Raw genomic sequence first — 18,225 nt, 5'->3', positions numbered from 1 at the left:
CGGCCGAAGGCGGCGGCTCCTCTTCTACCCCGCCAGCACCCGCGCCACCGCCAGCAGCACCTCGGGCTTCACCTGTACGCCCAGATGCGGACTTCGCACCTCGATCGCTGCGCCGACCTCGTCGCGACAGATCGCGCCCGCCACCAGCCCGTCCGACCGGCTCCAGATCGCCGTCGACGGCACCGGCAGCGGCCCGGCGATCAGCGCCGCGCGCGCCATCACTGCCGGATCGTCCAGTCGCTCGCCCGTGACCCATTCGAACGCGCGCCAGACGTTGGTCGCCTTGCCCGGCCCCGCGAAGGGCGACGAGATCGTCACCACCTGCCGCACCAGCTCGGGCCGCCGGTGCGCCACCAGTCGCGCGAGCATGCCGCCCAGGCTTACCCCGATCAGCGTCACCGGCCCCGCTTCGGCGTGCAGCGCCGCCACGCCCGCGACGATCCGCTCGCCGTCGACCCCGACCGTGCGCGCCCCCAGGTTGCGCCCCAGTCCCCACCCGACCGCGCGATAGCCGAGCTGCGTCAGGAACCGCCGCAGCACGAAGGTCGACCGGTCCGAGTTGAACAGTCCCGGCAACAGCATCACCGCCCGCCCGTCGCCACGCGGCGCGGCGTTCAGCGCGGCGCGATGCCGGGGCCAGCTCGCCACCGTCCACGCCGCGCGCGGCAGCTCCGCCGCCCACAGGGCCTTGGACGGCGCGCGCGGCGCATCGGCGGGATCGGGCGTGGTCATCTTGGCGCTGTCCTACAGCGGCGAGGGCATGTCACGGTCCGCGTCGTGCCGATCCGGTCCGCCTCACCCACGTCGCCCGCGCCGCATTTCCGCGGTGACGGGGTGCGAGGATCGTGAGGTTCCGGCGTTCGCCACCGAGCGCCCGGCGATGCGCCACCGCTCAGAACCACCCCATCACCGTCACCGGAAACGGCGTCCACCGGCCGACCCGCACGCCCGCCGCCGCCAGCGCCGCGCCCGTCCAGCTGTTGCAGGTCCAGAACAGCGAATAGCGCCCGCGCGCCTCGTAGAACACGTCGTTGCCCGCATAGCCCGGCCAATGCCGCCGGCTGAGCAGCGACGCGCGGATATAGGCCGCCAGCCGGCGATACTCCTCGGGCCGCAGCACGATCCGGCGCACCGCCACGCCCGCGCGCGGCGCCGGCACATGCTCGACATGGAGCAGCGTCCGGTCGCTCCCCCACGCCGCGCCGATCACCACCTGCGGCCGCACGTCGCCCCAGGTCGCGGTCTTGAGGTAGAAGTCGCGCTCGCCCCAGCCGATCGCGACATGATCGTAACCGGCGAAGCGGGGGTCGCGCAGGTCGGCGGCCGGGGCGAACCCGCGCCAATCCACCCCCGCCGCCGCCTTGGGCATCACCAGCCCGGTGTGGATGCCGTTCGATTCGACCCAGATCGTCACGCCGTTGGCGGGCGGTCGCCACCCGGCGTTGACGGGCACCGACCCGCCGATCAGCCCCGCCGCGGCATAGCCGAGCAGCAGCATCAGCAATGCCTGCCCTGCCCAGGCAACCGCGACGCGCAGGCGAGCGTTTCGTGTCATCGATCCGGGGTGCTAGGGTAAGCGCATGGCAGAAGATACGCACGTTCTGGACCGCCCGCCGCCGGGCGCCGCCGCCGACTGGACGATCCCGCAGGGCTGGGACGCCTATACGCCTGAAGAACACGCCACCTGGGACACGCTGTTCGCGCGGCAGCGCAAGCTGCTGCCTGGCCGCGCGTCGGCCGCCTATCTGCGCGGGCTCGACGCGCTGAAACTGTCCGAAGGCGGCATTCCCGATTTCGAGGAGCTGTCCGAGCGGCTGGGCAAGCTGACCGGCTGGCAGGTCGTCGCCGTCCCCGGCCTCGTGCCCGACGAGGTGTTCTTCGACCACATGGCGAACCGCCGCTTCGTCGCGGGCAGCTTTATCCGCCGCCCCGACCAGCTCGATTACCTGCAGGAACCCGACGTCTTCCACGACGTGTTCGGCCACGTGCCGATGCTCGCCGACCCGGTCTTCGCCGACTATCTGGAGGCCTATGGCAAGGGCGGCCAGCGCGCGATGCAGCACGACGCGCTCAAATGGCTCGGGCGGCTGTACTGGTACACGGTCGAGTTCGGCTTGATCCGCGAGGACGGCGACCTGCGGATCTATGGCTCGGGCATCGTCTCCAGCTTCGCCGAGACCAGGTTCGCGCTGGACGATGCGTCGCCCAATCGGATCGGCTTCGATCTCGCCCGCGTGATGCGGACCGAGTATCGGATCGACGACTTTCAGCAGAACTACTTCGTCGTGCCCGACTTCGACGAGCTGCTGCGGGTGACGGTCGAGACCGACTTCGCACCGCTTTACGAGCGGCTGAAGCAGCTCCCCGACATCCCCGTCGCCGAAGTTCTGCCCGAGGACCACGTCATCACCGCCGGCACGCAGGCGTATGCGAAGCGTCGCACTTAAATCCTCCCGGCACGGGGAGGTGGCAGCCGCAGGCTGACGGAGGGGCGGGCCGCGAGTACCGCGTTGGCGCGCGATCCTATAAATCCAACGCCCACCCGTCGCGCCCGCGCGGATCGGGCGGCGTGCTCGGCACGAACCGCTCAGGCCCGGCGGCCAGCCGCAGGATCGTCCAGTCGCCGCGCACGTCGGCCGCGACCAGCCGACACCCGCACGCCTCGTAGGCCGCGAGCACCTCGCCGCGCTGCGTCTCCAGCAACCCCGCCAGCACGATCGCCGCGCCGGGCGCCGCGATCGCCGCCAGCTCCGCGGCCATCGACACCAGCGGCCCGGCGAGGACGTTGGCGACGATCAGGTCATAGGGCGCCCGCCCGGTGATCGCCGGGTCCAGCGCCCCGTCGGCGACGGCCCAGTCGACCCGCTCGACCCCGTTCACCTCGGCATTGCGGCGCGCGACGTCCACCGCCACCGGATCGATGTCCGTCGCCATCACCGCGCTCGCCGGCCACAGGTGCCGCGCGGCAAAGGCGAGCAGCCCCGTTCCCGTACCCACATCGATGACGTTGCCGACATCGCGCGCCGCCATCGCGTCCAGCATCGCCAGGCACCCGGCGGTGGTCTGGTGATGCCCCGTCCCGAACGCGCGCCCGGCATCGATCAGGAAGGCGCGGCCCCCTGCCGGTGCCGCGACCTCGTGTCCGGCGGTATGCACCACGAAGCGCCCCTCGCGGATCGGCTCCAGCCCCGCCTGGCTCAGCGTCACCCAATCCTCGTCGCCTAGTCGTTCGATGACCGGCGTCGCCTCCCACGCGCTCGGCGCGAGATCGCGCAGCCCGGCGATCGCGACCGCATCCGGCTGGCGCTCGAAATAGGCGTCGAGCCGCCAGCGCTCGCGATCGTCCTCGACCTCCTCGGTCGTCATCAGCACGGCGTCGAGGTCGATCACCCCCGCGTCGATCGCCTCCGCCTCGTCGCGGGTGCAGGGCAGGGTGACCTTCCAGCTACCTGACATAGGAGGCCCCGTTCACGTCGAGCACCGCGCCGGTCATCGACGGCGGCGCCTCCAGCGCCAGGAAGCGGACCACGTCCGCCACCTCCGCGGGGTCGGCGACCCGCCCGAGCGGGATATCGGCAAGCAGCTTGTCGCCACCCCGGCTCGCTAGATAATCCTCCGCCATGCCGGTCATCGTGAAGCCGGGACACACCGCAAAGGCGAGGACACCATCGCGCGCGTAACCCCGCGCAATCGTCTTGGTCATCGCGACCATCCCCGCTTTCGAGGCCGCGTAATGCCAGTGCTGGGGCGAGTCGCCGCGATACGCCGCGCGGCTGGCGACGTTGACGATGCGACCGGGCCTGTTCGTCGCATGCCAGTGGAGCACCGCCAGCCGGCAAAGCTCGGCGGACGCGGTCAGGTTGACCCGCATCGTCCGCTCCCATCCCGCGAGCCAGGCGTCGTCGTCGCCGTCGAGCGGGTTCGCCTCGAACACCCCGGCATTGTTGACGAGCACGTCGATGCGGCCGTCCGCCGCGGCGAGCGCGCGCTGCCACAGGTCGCCCGCCGCGCCGGGCCGATCGAGGTCGGCAGCCAGCCCTGAGCGGGTGGCATGGCCGATCACGGTCGCGCCGGCGGTGGTCAGGGTCTGCGAACAGGCCGCGCCGATGCCGCGCGACGAGCCGGTGAGGAGGATGGTGGTCATGGCGGCACCATAGCCATCCGGGCCGGCGCGGGGGAGGGGGTTAGGCGACCTTCGCCAAGAACGCTTCGGCTGCGTCTTCCAGTTCGCCGAGCCGACCGTCGACCTCGCCGAAGTCCCGGCCCAACCGGTCGATCTCGCGCGCTACGCCCTCCGTATCCGCGCGGATCGATGCGATCGTTTCCGACGATGAATCCGCGGCGAGGGCGGTTTCGTCGACGGCGGCGGTGATGGCGGTGACGGTCTGGGCCTGGGCTTCCATGGCGAAGCGGATGCGCTCCGCTGATTCCTGGACCTCGGCGACGGTCGATTTGATCGACGCGTTGGTGTCGACGGTCGAGCGGGTCGCGGACTGGATCGCGGCGATCTTGGCGGCGATGTCGTCGGTGGCGCGCGCGGTCTGGCTGGCGAGGCTCTTCACCTCCTGCGCCACCACCGCGAAGCCGCGCCCGGCGTCGCCGGCGCGCGCCGCCTCGATGGTGGCGTTGAGCGCGAGCAGATTGGTCTGGCCGGCGATGTCGCGGATCAGCCCCAGGATGCTCTCGATCGACTTGGCGTGGTCGGAGAGCGCCTCGCTCATGCCCACCGCACGGCCCGCCTGCGCGCTGGCGCGGTTGGCGATGTCGGCCGCCGCCTCGACCTCGGTCCTGGCGTCCTCGATCGCACGGATCAGCCCCGCCGCGGTCTGCGCCGCCTCGCGCATCGCCACCGCCGACTGCTCCGCCGCCGCCGCGACCTCGCTCGCCTTGCCCAGAACACCGCGCGCGGAGGTGGAGGCGTCGCCGGCCTGCACGCGGATGCGTGTGCCCAGCTGCGCCGCACCGCCGATCGCCCGGGCGATGGTTTCACGGAACGCATCGCCTCGGGTCTGCCGCTCCAACCGCGCGCGCCGCTCGTCGTCCTGCGCCAGGTGCGTGGTCATGATGTCGGATTCGACCAGCGACAGGCGCATCACCGTATCCGCCAGACGCTGCAGTCGAGCCGCATCGGCGCCGCAATGCGCGGCCACGCGGGCGATCGTGATGCTGTGCGAAATGGCCAGTGCCGATTGCATCGCGGGTAGCGGCACGTTCGCCGCGCGCGAGTCGACCGCATGGCGCACGGCCATCTCGGCCCACGCCTCTCCGCAAGGTGCGGCGTATTTGGTGCGCGCGTAGAGCACGCTGCCCGTCACCCGCCGATCGAGCCGCTCCGGCGTGAAGTAATCGCGGATATGTGCCGCCGCCCGCAACGAAATATAATGATTCCAAAAGGCGCGGGCAATCGTCTGAAGGTCGTCGTCGGTGAGCAGTTCGACGATCTCGGCACTGTTGCCGGCGATCGTTCCGTCCCAATCATAGTCGGCGACATGCTCCCGGACCGCGCGCCGGGCGCCGCTCCATTTGCCGACCGCGTCCTGCTCGTCCGCCATCGCCCGATCTCAGGCCGCGACCTGCGCCACGAAGTCGCCGGCACTCGCCTTGAGTTCGGCGAGGCGTCCGTCGAACAGGTCGAAGCCGCGCCCGACGCCGTCGATCTCGCGCGCCACCGCCTCCGTATCCTCGCGGATCGCGGCGATGGTGCCCGACATCGAATCCGCGGCGAGGGCGGTTTCGTCGACGGCGGCGGTGATGGCGGTGACGGTCTGGGCCTGGGCTTCCATCGCGAAGCGGATGCGCTCGGCGGACTCCTGGACCTCGGCGACGGTCGATTTGATCGACGCGTTGGTGTCGACGGTCGAGCGGGTCGCGGACTGGATCGCGGCGATCTTGGCGGCGATGTCGTCGGTGGCGCGCGCGGTCTGGCTGGCGAGGCTCTTCACCTCCTGCGCCACCACCGCGAAGCCGCGACCGGCGTCGCCGGCGCGCGCCGCCTCGATGGTGGCGTTGAGCGCCAGCAGGTTGGTCTGCCCGGCGATGTCGCGGATCAGCCCCAGGATGCTCTCGATCGACTTGGCGTGATCGGAGAGCGCCTCGCTCATCCCCACCGCGCGGCCCGCCTGCGCGCTGGCGCGGTTGGCGATGTCGGCCGCCGCCTCGACCTCGGTCCTGGCGTCCTCGATCGCACGGATCAGCCCCGCCGCGGTCTGCGCCGCCTCGCGCATCGCCACCGCCGACTGCTCCGCCGCCGCCGCGACCTCGCTCGCCTTGCCCAGAACACCGCGCGCGGAGGTGGAACTCTGCGACGCCTGCAGGCGCAGCGCGCCACCCTCGTGGCTCGCCTCGACCACCGTGGCGGTGATCTTTTCGCGGAACTCGATCGCCAGGCGGTCGCGCTCCGCCCGCTCGCTGAAGCGGCAATAGCCGTTGAACAGCGAGCAGAAGATGTCGCCTTCCAGCGATCGCATCCTGAGCAGCAGATCGCGATAGCGCGCGCGCAGCGCTTCATCGGCCACGCACCGCTCGACGATTTCGAAGGTCGTCCGTCCGCCGGCGTCGATCATCGCCAGGATCGGGGTCAATCCGACGTCGATCGCATAGGCGGAGGCCACCGTCCGCTCCGCCGACTCGACCCACTTCTTTTCGGTCAGGCGGGTGAACCGATTGCGGAGATAGGCGACGGCCAGATCGTACATGTGCTCCTGATCGTGCGGCGCCCAGTTCTGCTGCGCGCCATAGACGCGCCGCCGCCGTTCCCAATGCTCGATCGCGATCGAGCGGGCGTCCGGCTCCAGCACCGCCCACAACTGCTCCGCCAGCGCCACCTCGTCGGGGCCGATGTCGAACACGCGCAGCCGCTCGGCCAGATCAATCGTCTTGCTGATGCTCTCGGGCGGGGGAAGGATCGACGGCAAGGCGGGTTCTCCAAACTCTGACGCCGGCGATAGACCCGCTTGGTTAAGAGGGGGTTAGAACCCGGCGCTCGGCTTGCATCGGCGGCGGCAGCGGCATAGGCGCTGAGCCGTACCCGACCCGTCATAGGAACCGCCCGCCTTGGCTTCGCACACCTCCACCCGGCCGCTCTCGCCGCATCTGCAGATCTGGCGCTGGGGCCCGCACATGCTGGTCTCGATCGTCCACCGCGCGCTGGGCGTCGGCATCGCGCTGGTCGGTCTGCCGCTGTTCGTCTGGTGGCTGGCGGCCACGGCATCGGGACCGGAGAGCTACGAGGCCTTCGTCGACTGGTTCACCTATCACGACGGGCGGCTCAACATCGTCGGCTGGGTGTTGGCGGTGGGGCTGAGCTGGGCGGTGCTCCAGCACTTGATGTCGGGCATCCGCCACCTCGTGCTCGATACCGGCGCCGGCTATGAACTGAAGCGCAACAAGCTGGGCGCGATGGGGACCTTCGTCGCGTCGGCGCTGCTCACCGCTGCGTTGTGGGCCTATATCCTGGGGATGAAGTGATGGGCACGGGCACCAGCATCGGCCGGGTCCGTGGTCTCGGCGCCGCCAAGGAAGGCACGCATCACTGGTGGCACCAGCGGCTGACGGCGGGCTTCAACGTCGCGCTGATCGGCTGGCTGCTGCTCTCGCTCGCACGGCTGCCCGGTTTCGACTTCGGAACGGTGCATATGTGGCTGTCGCAGGCGTGGGTCGCGGTTCCGGCGGCGCTGCTGGTCGTCAACCTCCTCTACCACATGCGGCTCGGGCTGCGGGTGGTGATCGAGGACTATCAGCATGACGAGACGCGCGTGGTGCTGATCGTGCTGCTCAACCTCTATACCGCGGTGCTCGCGGCGGTGGCGCTGTTCGCTCTGCTCAAGCTCGCCTTTACCGGAGCGCCGCGCTGATGCCGTCTGCGTACAAGATCGTCGACCACACCTATGACGCGGTGGTCGTCGGTGCCGGCGGCTCCGGCCTGCGCGCGACGATGGGGATCGCCGAGACCGGGCTGAAGACCGCCTGCATCACCAAGGTGTTCCCGACCCGCAGCCACACCGTCGCCGCACAGGGCGGCATCGCTGCGTCGCTGGGCAACAACTCGCCCGACCACTGGTCGTGGCACATGTACGACACGGTCAAGGGCTCCGACTGGCTCGGCGACCAAGACGCGATCGAATATATGGTGCGCGAGGCACCCGCCGCCGTGATCGAGCTGGAGCATGCCGGCGTGCCGTTCAGCCGCAACGACGACGGCACCATCTATCAGCGCCCGTTCGGCGGCCACATGCAGAACATGGGCGAGGGCCCCCCCGTCCAGCGCACCGCCGCCGCCGCCGACCGCACCGGTCACGCGATGCTGCACGCACTGTATCAGCAATCGCTGAAATACGACGCCGACTTCTACGTCGAATATTTCGCGCTCGACCTCATCATGGAGGACGGCGTCTGCCGCGGCGTCATCGCGCTGTGCATGGACGACGGCTCGATTCATCGCTTCCGCGCGCATCAGGTGGTGCTGGCGACCGGCGGCTACGGCCGCTGCTATTTCTCCGCGACCTCGGCGCACACCTGCACCGGCGACGGCAACGCGATGGTGCTGCGCGCCGGCCTGCCGTTGCAGGACATGGAGTTCGTGCAGTTCCACCCGACCGGCATCTACGGCGCGGGCGTGCTCATCACCGAGGGCGCACGCGGCGAGGGCGGCTACCTGACCAACAGCGAGGGCGAGCGGTTCATGGAGCGCTATGCCCCGTCGGCGAAGGACCTGGCGTCGCGCGACGTGGTGTCGCGGTCGATGGCGATGGAGATGCGCGAGGGGCGCGGCGTCGGCCCGCACAAGGACCATATCTGGCTCCACCTCGACCATATCGATCCCAAGGTGCTGCACGAGCGGCTGCCGGGCATCACCGAGACGGGCAAGATCTTCGCCGGCGTCGACCTGACGCGTCAGCCGCTGCCGGTTACCCCGACCGTCCATTACAACATGGGCGGCATCCCGACCAACTATCACGGCGAGGTCGTCCGGTTGCAGGACGGCAATCCCGACACCGTCGTCCCCGGCCTGTTCGCGGTCGGCGAGGCGGCGTGCGTGTCGGTCCACGGCGCCAACCGGCTCGGGTCGAACAGCTTGATCGACCTCGTCGTGTTCGGCCGCGCCACCGGCAAGCGCATCGCCGAGGTGCAGAAGCCCGGCCAGACGCACGCGCCGCTGCCGTCCGGCTCCGAAGAGCTGGCGCTGGGTCGCCTCGACCGCTTCCGCCACGCCGCCGGCGGTTCGCCCACGGCCGAGATCCGCAACGAGATGCAGCGCACGATGCAGAAGCACTGCGCCGTGTTCCGCGACAACGCGCTGCTCGGCGAAGGGCAGACCAAGATGCGCGAGGTCTATGCGCGCCTGAAGGACGTCGGCATCGTCGACCGCTCGCTGATCTGGAACACCGATCTGGTCGAGACGCTGGAACTCGACAACCTGCTCGCGCAGGCGGTGGTGACGATGGAGTCGGCGGCCAACCGCAAGGAATCGCGCGGCGCCCACGTCAACGAGGACTTCCCCGACCGCAACGACGCCGAATGGATGAAGCACACCATCACCACCTTCGACGGCTGGGGCGGTGAGGGCGGATCGGTCGCGATCGATTACCGCCCGGTCCACGACTACACGCTGACGGATGACATCGACTACATCAAGCCGAAGAAGCGGGTGTATTGATCGGCGGACTTGAGTTGCCGATATGACATTGTCATAATGTCTGAATGGCAACACGAGCGGCAAAACCCGTAACGGTGACCCTGGGTCGGTTGGGCGAGGAGGCGCAACGACGGGTCGCCTCCGGTTATTATGCGTCGCTGAGCGAGGTCGTTCGCGCGGGGCTGCGTGCGCTCGACCGCGAGGAACGCGCGGTCGACGCAGGGCTACGCGATCGGGTGGCCGCGTCGCTCGCCGACCCTCGTCCGTCCCTCTCGCAGGATCAGGTATTCGCGGCGTTGCGGGCCCGTCACGGCGGCGCGTGACCCTTCGGATCATCTGGCGGGTTCCGGCACGAGATGACCTGCTGGAACTCTATGATTGGATTGCCCGGCACGCCGGGTCCGAGACCGCCTACGAATATACCGCCGCGATCGAAGCCTATGCGGCAAAGCCTGCCGGTCTGCCGGAGCGGGGCGCGCCACGTGATGAACTCGCTCCCGGCATCCGCACCATCGCCTATCGTCGTCGCACGACGATCGCCTACCGTATCCTGCCCGACGCGATCGAGGTCGTCAGGTTAGCGCATGGCGGACGCGACCTCGGTCGGGTGTTCGACGAAGACGCGGAGTAGTGACGGCAGGCAGACTAATCCTCCCGTCCCCGCCCTCTCGCGAATACTAGGCCCAGCACACCGGCGACGATGCCCAACCCTACCACCGCCGCCGTCTTCGGGTGCAGCATCGCGCTGGTGTAGAGGCTGTGCCGCATCCGGCCCGGATGCTCGCCCGAGCGTTCGTCGCCGGCCGGGCCACCGTCGAACAGGTTGCTCGGCCCCGGCTGCGGCGTCGAGGGCGAGTAGCTCGCCTTGGCGAGCAGCGGCGCCAGCTTTTCGTAGAGGCCGGGAAAATGCTGCGAGAACAGCACCTGCATCCGCCCGACGCCGCCGACCGTCACCTCGCGCCGCGGGTGGACGCAGGCGTCGAGGATCGCGTCGGCGACCAGTTGCGGGTCATAGATCGGCGGCGGGATCTGCGCCTCGCCCGCCTCGCCGCCGCCGGGCTTACCATGGTTGCTCGCGTGCTGGCCGACGGGGGTGTCGATGCCGGACGGCTTGACCAGCGTCACCGAGATCGGCGCGCCGTCGGCGGCCAGCTCCATCCGCATCACCTCGACGAACGCCTTGGCCGCGTGCTTGGTCGCCGAATAGATGCCGAGCGGCGGCGCGGGCATGTCGGACGCGAGGCTGCCCACGGTCACGATCGCGCCGCCACCCGCCATCTTCAGGTGTGGGACGGCGGCGCGACAGCCGTGGACGACCCCGAAATAATTGGTGCGGAACAGCTGCGCCTGCTCGTCGAGCGGGATGTCGAGCACCTTGCCGTAGATCGCGGCACCGGCGTCGTTGACCCAGCTGTCGATCCGCCCGAACCGCGCGACGGCCTGCGCCGCCGCCGCGTCGATCGCCGCGGCGTCGCCGACGTCCGCCGCCACGAAGTCGGCGCGGCCGCCCGCATTGTTGATCTCGCGCGCGATCTCGCCTAGCGCCTCGCCCGATCGTGCGATCAGGAATACCGCCGCTCCTGCCCTGGCCGCGGTGCGCGCGGTGACCAGGCCGATGCCGGAACTCGCGCCGGTGATGACGATGACCTGCTCGGCGAGCGGCTTCAGCCTGGGGGACATGCGCGTGGACTCCGATGAACCGCGGCAACCGGTCGCACGGCCATGAAGTTCCGCCGCTTGACAGCGACTTGCGCAGCGCGAAACACAGGTGGCGATGTACCGCCTGCTCCGCTCCGCTCTGGTCGCCACCGCGCTGCTGCCGCTCGCGGCGTCGGCGCAAGTGCCCGGCTATCAGCCGCCGCAGCACCTCTACGCCACGCCGCTGGTCGACCGCGCGACGCCCGAAGAACTCGCCATGCTCGCCGATCAGGGTGTGGCGATCGAGCGCGATCGCCCACCGGCACAGGCGCTGGCCGAGCACCGCCGGCTCGATGCCGCACTGGCTGCGCTGCAACCACAGCGGCGCGGCACCGTCGACGCCTATGTCGTCGCGGTGGCGCTCGACAGCGATCCGGTGTTCGGTCGCGAGGCGCGCGAGGCGGGGAAGGTGCTCGCCCGCCGCTATGGCGCCGCCGGGCGCACCATCGTCCTCGCCGGCAGCGACGGCAGCGGCCCGTCGACCTTGCCGATGGGATCGCCCGCCGCGATCACCGCCACCCTCGCGCGCGTCGCCGAGCTGATGGACCGCAACGAAGACGTCCTGATCCTCTACACCACCAGCCACGGCGCGCCGTTCGGGATCGTCTACAACGACGGCGATCAGGGGTTCGGCGCGATCTCGCCGACGCGGCTGTGGACGACGCTGTCGACGCTGGGGATCAGCAACCGGCTGCTGCTCATCTCGGCCTGCTTCTCCGGCGTCTTCGTGCCGCTGCTGGCGTCCGACACCACCGCAATCATGACCGCCGCATCGGCGGACCGGACCTCGTTCGGGTGCCAGGCGGACATGGACTGGACCTTCTTCGGCGACGCGGCGATCAACCACGCGCTTCGCAAGCCGCAGCCCTTCGCCGCCGCCGCCGCCGAGGCGCAGGGCCTGATCGGCGGTTGGGAAGGGCAGGGGAAGCTGACCCCGTCGCAGCCGCAGCTGTCGATCGGCGAGGGCGCCAAGCGCTGGCTCGCCGCGCTGGAGGCGCACCTGCCGCCCGCCACGCCGGCGGTGGGTCGGCCGGCGACGCTGTCGCTCGGCGCGGCGGCGGAGCATATGCGCGGGCGCTGAGCGGACCGGAGCGCCGGCTTGCCTCGCGGAACGATCTGCGCGCGGGGCGGTTACCGGGCGCGATGACCGGCACCGACAGCAACGCATCGCGCTACCCTCTCCTCGCCGCGCCGCAGGTCCAGCTTGCCGGTCCGGTGAACGAGCAGATGTACCTCAATTTTAAGCAGCAGCTCGGCTACGCCAATGGCGGCGGGCCGCTGGTGGTGTCGATCACCACGCTGGGCGGCGACCCGGAGCTGGCACGCGCGATGGCGGACGATATCCGTCTGATCCGCGAGTATAACGGGCGCGAGACGTTGTTCCTCGGCAAGGTCGCGGTCTATTCGGCGGGCGCGACCTTCATGTCGGGTTTCCCCGCCGACAAGCGCTGGCTGACGCGCGGGTCGCGCCTGATGCTGCACGAGCGGCAGATGAGTTCGACCCTGCAGCTCAACGGCCCGCTCAACACGCTGCGCTATTCGCTGGAGGCGAAGCTCGCCGAGATCGAGGATTCGATCCGCATCCAGGACGAGGGCTTTCGCGCGCTGGTGGCGGGGTCGCAGGTGACGTTCGACCAGCTGAAGCAGAAGGCATCCTCCGCCTGGTATATCGAGGCCGAGGAGGCGCGCGATCTGGGGCTGGTGCTGGACGTGATCTGATCGGCAGGGTGCCGGGAAGCCCCGTGGACGTCTGCACGGAGCCTGCATCCCCGCTCCTCGTGATCCATGTTTGCCGGACGCCGCGCCCCGCCGCATGCCAGCCTCGTCACAACAGCGAGGACCAGCATGACCGCCACCGACGACCTGCCCGCCACGGCGCTACCGCCTCCCCCAGCCGCCGAGCGCCGTTCTCCCGGCGTCAAGCTGCTTATCGCGCTGTTGCTGGCGGTGATGCTGTCGGTGCCGCTGTTCGCCGTTTATCTGCTCGTCTGGGATCGGCAGAGCCAGGCCGATACCGCGCGCACCTCGATCGTGGCGGGCTGGGGCGCGCCGCAGCGGCTGGCGGGACCGGTGCTCGTCATCCCCTATCAGGCGCAGTCGACCGAGACCGTGACCGAGAACGGCCGCGCCACCACCCGCGTCGTCACCGTCGAGCGTGAGTTGACGCTCGCGCCCGACAAGGCCGACCTGACGACCAGCGTCGACCCGGAGCGCCGCCGCAAGTCGATCTACGAGGCGGTCATCTACACCGCGACCGCGAGCGGGAACGTCAGCTTCAGCCTGCCCACGGATATGGCGCGGTCCGGCGTCGAGGCGGGGCAGCTTCAGCTCGCCCGCGCCGAACTCCGCTTCGGGCTGGCCGATCCGCGCGGCCTCGTCGGGTCGCCGCCCGCCGTCACCGTCGCCGGCCGCGCCGCCGCGCTGCGGCCGGGCAGGGGGCCGGCGGAAACCGGCGGGGCGGGCTTCGTCTCGCCCGTCGATGCCTCCGCGCTGGCGACGGGCACGATCCCCGTCAGCTTCCGCTTCGCCTTCCGCGGCAACGGGTCGCTGGCGTTGCTGCCGCAGGCCGGCGACACGCGGTGGCAGGTGACGTCGCCCTGGCTCAGCCCCGGCTTCTCGGGGGGCTTCCTGCCCGTCGCGCGTCAGATCCGCGGCAGCACCGACGCCAAGCCCGGCTTCGACGCGACGTGGCGCGTCGGCAATCTGGCGCTCGGTCGCGCGCTGGTCTCGACCGGCGAGGTCGCGGGCGGCAGCGTCGATCCGGTGTCGCGCACGCCGGATGCCGCCGTTCCCGCCGGCGACTACGAGGCGCGCGTCGACCTCGTCTCGCCGGTCGACCTGTACAGCCAGGTCAATCGCTCGGTGAAATACGGCTTCCTGTTCATCGGCTTCACCTTTGCCGCGTTCCTGATGTTCGACGTCATCGCCGGGGTTCGCGTCGCGATGCCCGAATACTTCCTCGTCGGTATCGGACTGGTGCTGTTCTTCGTCATGCTGCTGGCATTCTCGGAGGTGATCGGCTTCGCCGCCGCCTATCTGGTCGCGGCCGGCGCGATCATCGGGTTGCTCGCCGCCTATTCCGCCGCCGTGCTGCGTAGCTGGCAACGGGGCGGCATCATCGCGGCGTTGCTGTCGGGGCTCTACGCGGTGCTGTACGTGCTGCTCAGCCTGGAAGCCTATTCGCTGCTGATCGGCTCCGTGCTGCTCTTCATCGCGCTGGCCGGGGTGATGTACGTTACCAGACGGCTCGATTGGAGCGGCGTCCGCGCTGCGTAAGTCGTTGCGGCCTAATATGTTGAGTGAGGGGGCGCGGTTCGCTATCGCGCTCTCAAGCTCACGAGGTATCCATGGCCGATTTCCGCCTGCCCAAGAACAGCGTCGTCAAGAAGGGCAAGGCGCATCCCGCCCCGACCGGCGCCAAACGGGTCAAGAAGTTCAAGATCTACCGCTACGATCCCGACAGCGGCGCGAACCCGCGCTACGACACGTTCGAGCTCGACCTCGACACCACCGGCCCGATGGTGCTCGACGCGCTCATCAAGCTCAAGGCGGAGCAGGACTCCTCGCTGACGTTCCGCCGCTCGTGCCGCGAGGGTATCTGCGGCTCGTGCTCGATGAACATCGACGGTCGCAACGGGCTCGCCTGCACCACCGCGATCGAGGACGTGAAGGGCGAGGTGAAGATCACGCCGCTCCCCGCGATGAACGTCATCAAGGACCTCGTCCCCGACTTCACGCACTTCTACGCGCAATATTCGTCCATCAAGCCCTGGCTGCAGACTGTCAGCCCCGCGCCCGCCGGCAAGGAGCGACTGCAGGCACCCGAGGATCGCGCCAAGCTGGACGGGCTGTACGAGTGCATCCTGTGCGCCTGCTGCTCGACTTCGTGCCCGAGCTATTGGTGGAACAGCGACAAGTTCCTGGGGCCGGCGATCCTGTTGCAGGCGTACCGCTGGCTCGCCGACAGCCGCGACGAGATGACCGGCGAGCGGCTCGATCAGCTGGAGGACCCGTTCCGCCTGTATCGCTGCCACACGATCATGAACTGTGCGAACGTCTGTCCCAAGGGCCTCAACCCCGCCAAGGCGATCGCCGAGATCAAGAAGATGGAAGCCGAACGGGTCATCTGACGCTTTGGTCATCCCGGCCTTGAGCCGGGATCCCGCTTCTTCTTCGACCGGGGCAAGGCAGCGGGACCCCGGGTCAAGCCAGGGGTGACGAGAGAATGGACGAACAGGTGTCCCCCTTCACCTTCGACGACGCGCCCGAGGAACCCGGCTGGAAGCGCTGGCAGTTCCGCGACCCGACGCGCTTCAACGCCTTCATCGAGCCGCTCTACGTCCGCATGGATGGCGACATGGCGCGCGTCCGCATGCTGCCCCGGCGCGAACATTCCAACATGCGCGACGCGGTGCATGGCGGCGCGCTGCTCGGCTTCATGGACGTGGCGCTGTTCGCGGCCTCGCGCGGCTTCGGCGTGCTCAGCGCCGGCGGGGCGGTGACGCTGGACCTGTCGGCGCAGTTCATCGGCGCGGGGCGGCTGGACCTGGCGTTGGAGGCCCGCATCGAGCTGCTGCGCGAGACGGGTCGGATGCTCTTTCTGCGCGGCTTGGTGGTGCAGGAGGAGACGCCCACGATCGCCAGCTTCACCGCCACGCTGCGGAAGATGGGCTAGACCTCCCTCTCCCTGTAGGGAGATGGACATGACCTCCGCCGTCCTCCCCGCCTACCAAGCACTCGTCGCCGCCGGCGAACTCCGGCCCGACCCGGAACAGGTGGCGGCCGCCACCCGCCTCGACGCGCTCGCGGCCGAGCTGGAGCACCCGAAGACGACCGGCTTCTTCCGCCGCCGCCCCGTGCCCCCGCGCGGCGTCTATCTCTGGGGCGACGTCGGGCGCGGCAAGTCGATGCTGATGGACCTGTTCTTCGCGCATGTCGGCGTCGCGCGAAAGCGCCGCGTCCACTTCGCGGAGTTCATGCTGGAGGTCCACGGCCGCATCGCCATCGAGCGGCGCAAGGAAGTGGGCGACCCGATCGCCCCCGTCGCCGCGGCGCTGGCCGAGGAGACGCGCCTGCTCGCCTTCGACGAGATGATGGTCACCAACAGCCCCGACGCGATGATCCTGTCGCGGCTGTTCACCGCGCTGATCGCGGCCGGGGTGACGATCGTCACCACCTCCAACCGCGCGCCCGCCGATCTCTACCGCGACGGCCTCAACCGCGAGCATTTCCTGCCCTTCATCGCCCTGATCGCGCAGCGCCTCGACGTACTCGCGCTCAACGGGGCGGTGGATTACCGTCGCGACCGGCTCGGCAGCCAGGACACCTGGCTGGTGCCCAACGGCGCGGAGGCGACGCGCCAGCTTTCCGCCGCCTTCTTCCGCCTCACCGACCACGAGGTCACCGAGCCGATCCCCGCCGACGACCTCGCCGTCCAGGGCCGCACGCTCCACGTTCCCAAGACGCTGAGGGGTGTCGCGGTGTTTTCGTTCAAGCGGCTGTGCGGCGAAGCGCGCGGCGCCGCCGATTACCTCGCGGTCGCGCGCCGCTATCACACCGTCATCCTCGTCGGCGTGCCCGTGCTCGGACCGGAGAACCGCAACGAGGCCGCGCGGTTCGTCCAGCTGATCGACGCGCTCTACGAGCACAAGGTGAAGCTGCTCGCCGCCGCCGACGCGCAACCCGACGCCCTTTACCCGACCGGCGATGGCCGGTTCGAGTTCCAGCGGACGGTCAGCCGGCTGGAGGAGATGCGGTCGGAAGCGTATCTTGCAGAGGGGCACGGTCGGCCTAACTGATATTGCGAACCAGTCTCAATACTTGTGCTTAACGGTTGCCGATCTATCCGCAACCGCCTATGCGCCTCCCGGTTCTTTGGCACGCACAGGGGAATTACGTGGCCCGCAAGAAGATTGCGCTGATCGGCGCCGGCAACATCGGCGGCACGCTCGCCCATCTCGCGGCGTTGAAGGGGCTGGGCGACGTCGTCCTGTTCGACGTGGTCGAGGGCGTGCCGCAGGGAAAGGCGCTCGACCTCAGCCAGTGCGGCCCGGTCGAGGGCTTCGACGCGACGATCACCGGCACCAACGACTATGCCGACATTCGGGGCGCGGACGTCATCATCGTCACCGCCGGTGTCGCGCGCAAGCCGGGGATGAGCCGCGACGACCTGCTCGGCATCAACCTCAAGGTGATGAAGGCGGTCGGCGAGGGGATCAAGGCGAACGCGCCGGACGCCTTCGTGATCTGCATCACCAACCCGCTCGACGCGATGGTGTGGGCGCTGCGCGAGTTTTCCGGCCTGCCGCACGAAAAGGTGGTCGGCATGGCCGGCGTCCTCGACAGCGCGCGGTTCAGCCACTTCCTGGCCGACGAGTTCAAGGTCTCGGTCAAGGACGTCAACACCTTCGTCCTGGGCGGCCACGGCGACACGATGGTGCCGGTGCTGGAATATTCGACCGTCAGCGGCATTCCGGTCAGCGACCTGATCGAGATGGGCTTCTCGACCCGCGAAAAGGTCGACGAGATCGTCAAGCGCACGCGCGGCGGCGGCGGCGAGATCGTCGCGCTGCTCAAGACCGGCAGCGCCTATTACGCGCCCGCGACCAGCGGCATCGCGATGGCGGAGGCCTATCTCTACGACCAGAAGCGGGTCCTTCCCGCCGCGGCGCACCTGACCGGCCAGTACGGCATCGACGACCTGTATGTCGGCGTCCCGGTGGTGATCGGCGCCGGTGGCGTCGAGAAGGTGATCGAGGTCAAGCTGTCCGACGAGGCGAAGGGCAACCTTCAGGTCTCGGTCGACTCGGTGCGGGAATTGCTGGTGGCGTGCCGGGGCATCGACGGTTCGCTGGATTGAAAGGTTCTCCTGCGCAGGCAGGGGTCCAGACTGA

At 69.6% G+C, this 18,225-nt stretch carries 20 protein-coding genes; 13 read left to right on the top strand and 7 right to left on the bottom strand.

The window, feature by feature from the left end; translation table 11 throughout:
• Positions 1–24 precede the first annotated feature (24 nt).
• Positions 25–732: an esterase/lipase family protein gene (locus ACOFKS_RS08850; protein ID WP_419808875.1), complete on the bottom strand. Its 708-nt coding sequence runs from the start codon at positions 730–732 to the stop codon at positions 25–27.
• Positions 733–892: 160 nt separating this feature from the next.
• Positions 893–1,555 carry a TIGR02117 family protein gene (locus ACOFKS_RS08845; RefSeq protein ID WP_419808874.1) on the bottom strand — a complete coding sequence of 221 codons (663 nt, stop codon included), beginning with the start codon at positions 1,553–1,555 and terminating at the stop codon, positions 893–895.
• Positions 1,556–1,580: 25 nt separating this feature from the next.
• Between ACOFKS_RS08845 and phhA the strand changes: the two genes are divergently transcribed.
• Positions 1,581–2,447 (top strand): phenylalanine 4-monooxygenase, encoded by an 867-nt coding sequence (gene phhA, locus ACOFKS_RS08840; RefSeq protein WP_419808873.1) that lies wholly within the window; start codon positions 1,581–1,583, stop codon positions 2,445–2,447.
• A 76-nt stretch (positions 2,448–2,523) separates the two neighbouring features.
• On the opposite strand, the gene ACOFKS_RS08835 is transcribed toward phhA, so the two are convergent.
• Genes ACOFKS_RS08835 through ACOFKS_RS08820 form a run of 4 tightly spaced genes read right to left on the bottom strand, consistent with a single transcriptional unit; the run spans position 2,524 to position 6,914 of the window.
• Entirely contained in the window at positions 2,524–3,456 is a 933-nt protein-coding gene (locus ACOFKS_RS08835) for a 50S ribosomal protein L11 methyltransferase (protein ID WP_419808872.1), read from the bottom strand.
• On the bottom strand, positions 3,446–4,144 hold the full coding sequence (locus ACOFKS_RS08830) for an SDR family NAD(P)-dependent oxidoreductase (protein ID WP_419808871.1): 699 nt from the start codon (positions 4,142–4,144) through the stop codon (positions 3,446–3,448). The genes ACOFKS_RS08835 and ACOFKS_RS08830 overlap by 11 nt, the downstream gene beginning before the upstream one ends.
• Positions 4,145–4,184: 40 nt before the next feature.
• The gene (locus tag ACOFKS_RS08825; protein ID WP_419808870.1) at positions 4,185–5,552 is read right to left on the bottom strand and encodes a methyl-accepting chemotaxis protein; all 1,368 of its coding nucleotides are present in this window, start codon (positions 5,550–5,552) and stop codon (positions 4,185–4,187) included.
• A 9-nt stretch (positions 5,553–5,561) separates the two neighbouring features.
• The gene (locus ACOFKS_RS08820; protein ID WP_419808869.1) at positions 5,562–6,914 is read right to left on the bottom strand and encodes a methyl-accepting chemotaxis protein; all 1,353 of its coding nucleotides are present in this window, start codon (positions 6,912–6,914) and stop codon (positions 5,562–5,564) included.
• Between the two features lie 139 nt (positions 6,915–7,053).
• On the opposite strand from ACOFKS_RS08820, the gene sdhC reads away from it, so the two are divergent.
• The 5 genes from sdhC to ACOFKS_RS08795 all read left to right on the top strand — a co-directional run bounded on the left by sdhC (position 7,054) and on the right by ACOFKS_RS08795 (position 10,265).
• Positions 7,054–7,467 (top strand): succinate dehydrogenase, cytochrome b556 subunit, encoded by a 414-nt coding sequence (gene sdhC / locus ACOFKS_RS08815; RefSeq protein WP_419808868.1) that lies wholly within the window; start codon positions 7,054–7,056, stop codon positions 7,465–7,467.
• Positions 7,467–7,853 carry a succinate dehydrogenase, hydrophobic membrane anchor protein gene (gene sdhD, locus ACOFKS_RS08810; protein ID WP_419808867.1) on the top strand — a complete coding sequence of 129 codons (387 nt, stop codon included), beginning with the start codon at positions 7,467–7,469 and terminating at the stop codon, positions 7,851–7,853. Before sdhC ends, sdhD begins: the two co-directional genes overlap by 1 nt.
• Complete coding sequence (sdhA, locus tag ACOFKS_RS08805; RefSeq protein ID WP_419808866.1) at positions 7,853–9,655, top strand: succinate dehydrogenase flavoprotein subunit; 1,803 nt, start codon at positions 7,853–7,855, stop codon at positions 9,653–9,655. The genes sdhD and sdhA overlap by 1 nt, the downstream gene beginning before the upstream one ends.
• A 74-nt stretch (positions 9,656–9,729) precedes the next feature.
• Positions 9,730–9,957 carry a ribbon-helix-helix domain-containing protein gene (locus ACOFKS_RS08800; protein WP_419808865.1) on the top strand — a complete coding sequence of 76 codons (228 nt, stop codon included), beginning with the start codon at positions 9,730–9,732 and terminating at the stop codon, positions 9,955–9,957.
• Positions 9,954–10,265, top strand: coding sequence for a type II toxin-antitoxin system RelE/ParE family toxin (locus tag ACOFKS_RS08795; RefSeq protein WP_419808864.1), 312 nt, complete (start codon positions 9,954–9,956; stop codon positions 10,263–10,265). The genes ACOFKS_RS08800 and ACOFKS_RS08795 overlap by 4 nt, the downstream gene beginning before the upstream one ends.
• 14 nt (positions 10,266–10,279) lie before the next feature.
• Here the strand turns inward: ACOFKS_RS08795 and ACOFKS_RS08790 are convergent, their stop codons facing one another.
• Positions 10,280–11,314, bottom strand: a complete 1,035-nt coding sequence (locus ACOFKS_RS08790; RefSeq protein ID WP_419808863.1) for an SDR family oxidoreductase — start codon at positions 11,312–11,314, stop codon at positions 10,280–10,282.
• 94 nt (positions 11,315–11,408) lie between these two features.
• Between ACOFKS_RS08790 and ACOFKS_RS08785 the strand changes: the two genes are divergently transcribed.
• The 7 genes from ACOFKS_RS08785 to mdh all read left to right on the top strand — a co-directional run bounded on the left by ACOFKS_RS08785 (position 11,409) and on the right by mdh (position 18,191).
• Positions 11,409–12,413, top strand: a complete 1,005-nt coding sequence (locus tag ACOFKS_RS08785; RefSeq protein ID WP_419808862.1) for a C13 family peptidase — start codon at positions 11,409–11,411, stop codon at positions 12,411–12,413.
• Positions 12,414–12,475: 62 nt separating this feature from the next.
• Entirely contained in the window at positions 12,476–13,051 is a 576-nt protein-coding gene (locus ACOFKS_RS08780; protein WP_419808861.1) for an ATP-dependent Clp protease proteolytic subunit, read from the top strand.
• Positions 13,052–13,177: 126 nt separating this feature from the next.
• A complete protein-coding gene (gene creD / locus ACOFKS_RS08775; protein WP_419808860.1) occupies positions 13,178–14,608 on the top strand; it encodes a cell envelope integrity protein CreD in 1,431 nt (476 codons plus the stop codon).
• 71 nt (positions 14,609–14,679) lie between these two features.
• On the top strand, positions 14,680–15,462 hold the full coding sequence (locus ACOFKS_RS08770; protein WP_419808859.1) for a succinate dehydrogenase iron-sulfur subunit: 783 nt from the start codon (positions 14,680–14,682) through the stop codon (positions 15,460–15,462).
• Positions 15,463–15,557: 95 nt separating this feature from the next.
• The gene (locus ACOFKS_RS08765; RefSeq protein ID WP_419808858.1) at positions 15,558–16,007 is read left to right on the top strand and encodes a PaaI family thioesterase; all 450 of its coding nucleotides are present in this window, start codon (positions 15,558–15,560) and stop codon (positions 16,005–16,007) included.
• Between the two features lie 28 nt (positions 16,008–16,035).
• A complete protein-coding gene (zapE, locus tag ACOFKS_RS08760) occupies positions 16,036–17,130 on the top strand; it encodes a cell division protein ZapE (protein ID WP_419808857.1) in 1,095 nt (364 codons plus the stop codon).
• 98 nt (positions 17,131–17,228) lie between these two features.
• Complete coding sequence (mdh, locus tag ACOFKS_RS08755; protein WP_419808856.1) at positions 17,229–18,191, top strand: malate dehydrogenase; 963 nt, start codon at positions 17,229–17,231, stop codon at positions 18,189–18,191.
• Positions 18,192–18,225 lie beyond the last annotated feature (34 nt).

This window comes from Sphingomonas sp. (assembly GCF_965200135.1).
Lineage (GTDB): Bacteria > Pseudomonadota > Alphaproteobacteria > Sphingomonadales > Sphingomonadaceae > Sphingomonas.
The sequence above is the reverse complement of the archived record's forward strand: the minus strand, read 5'-3'. Positions and strand labels throughout refer to the sequence as shown.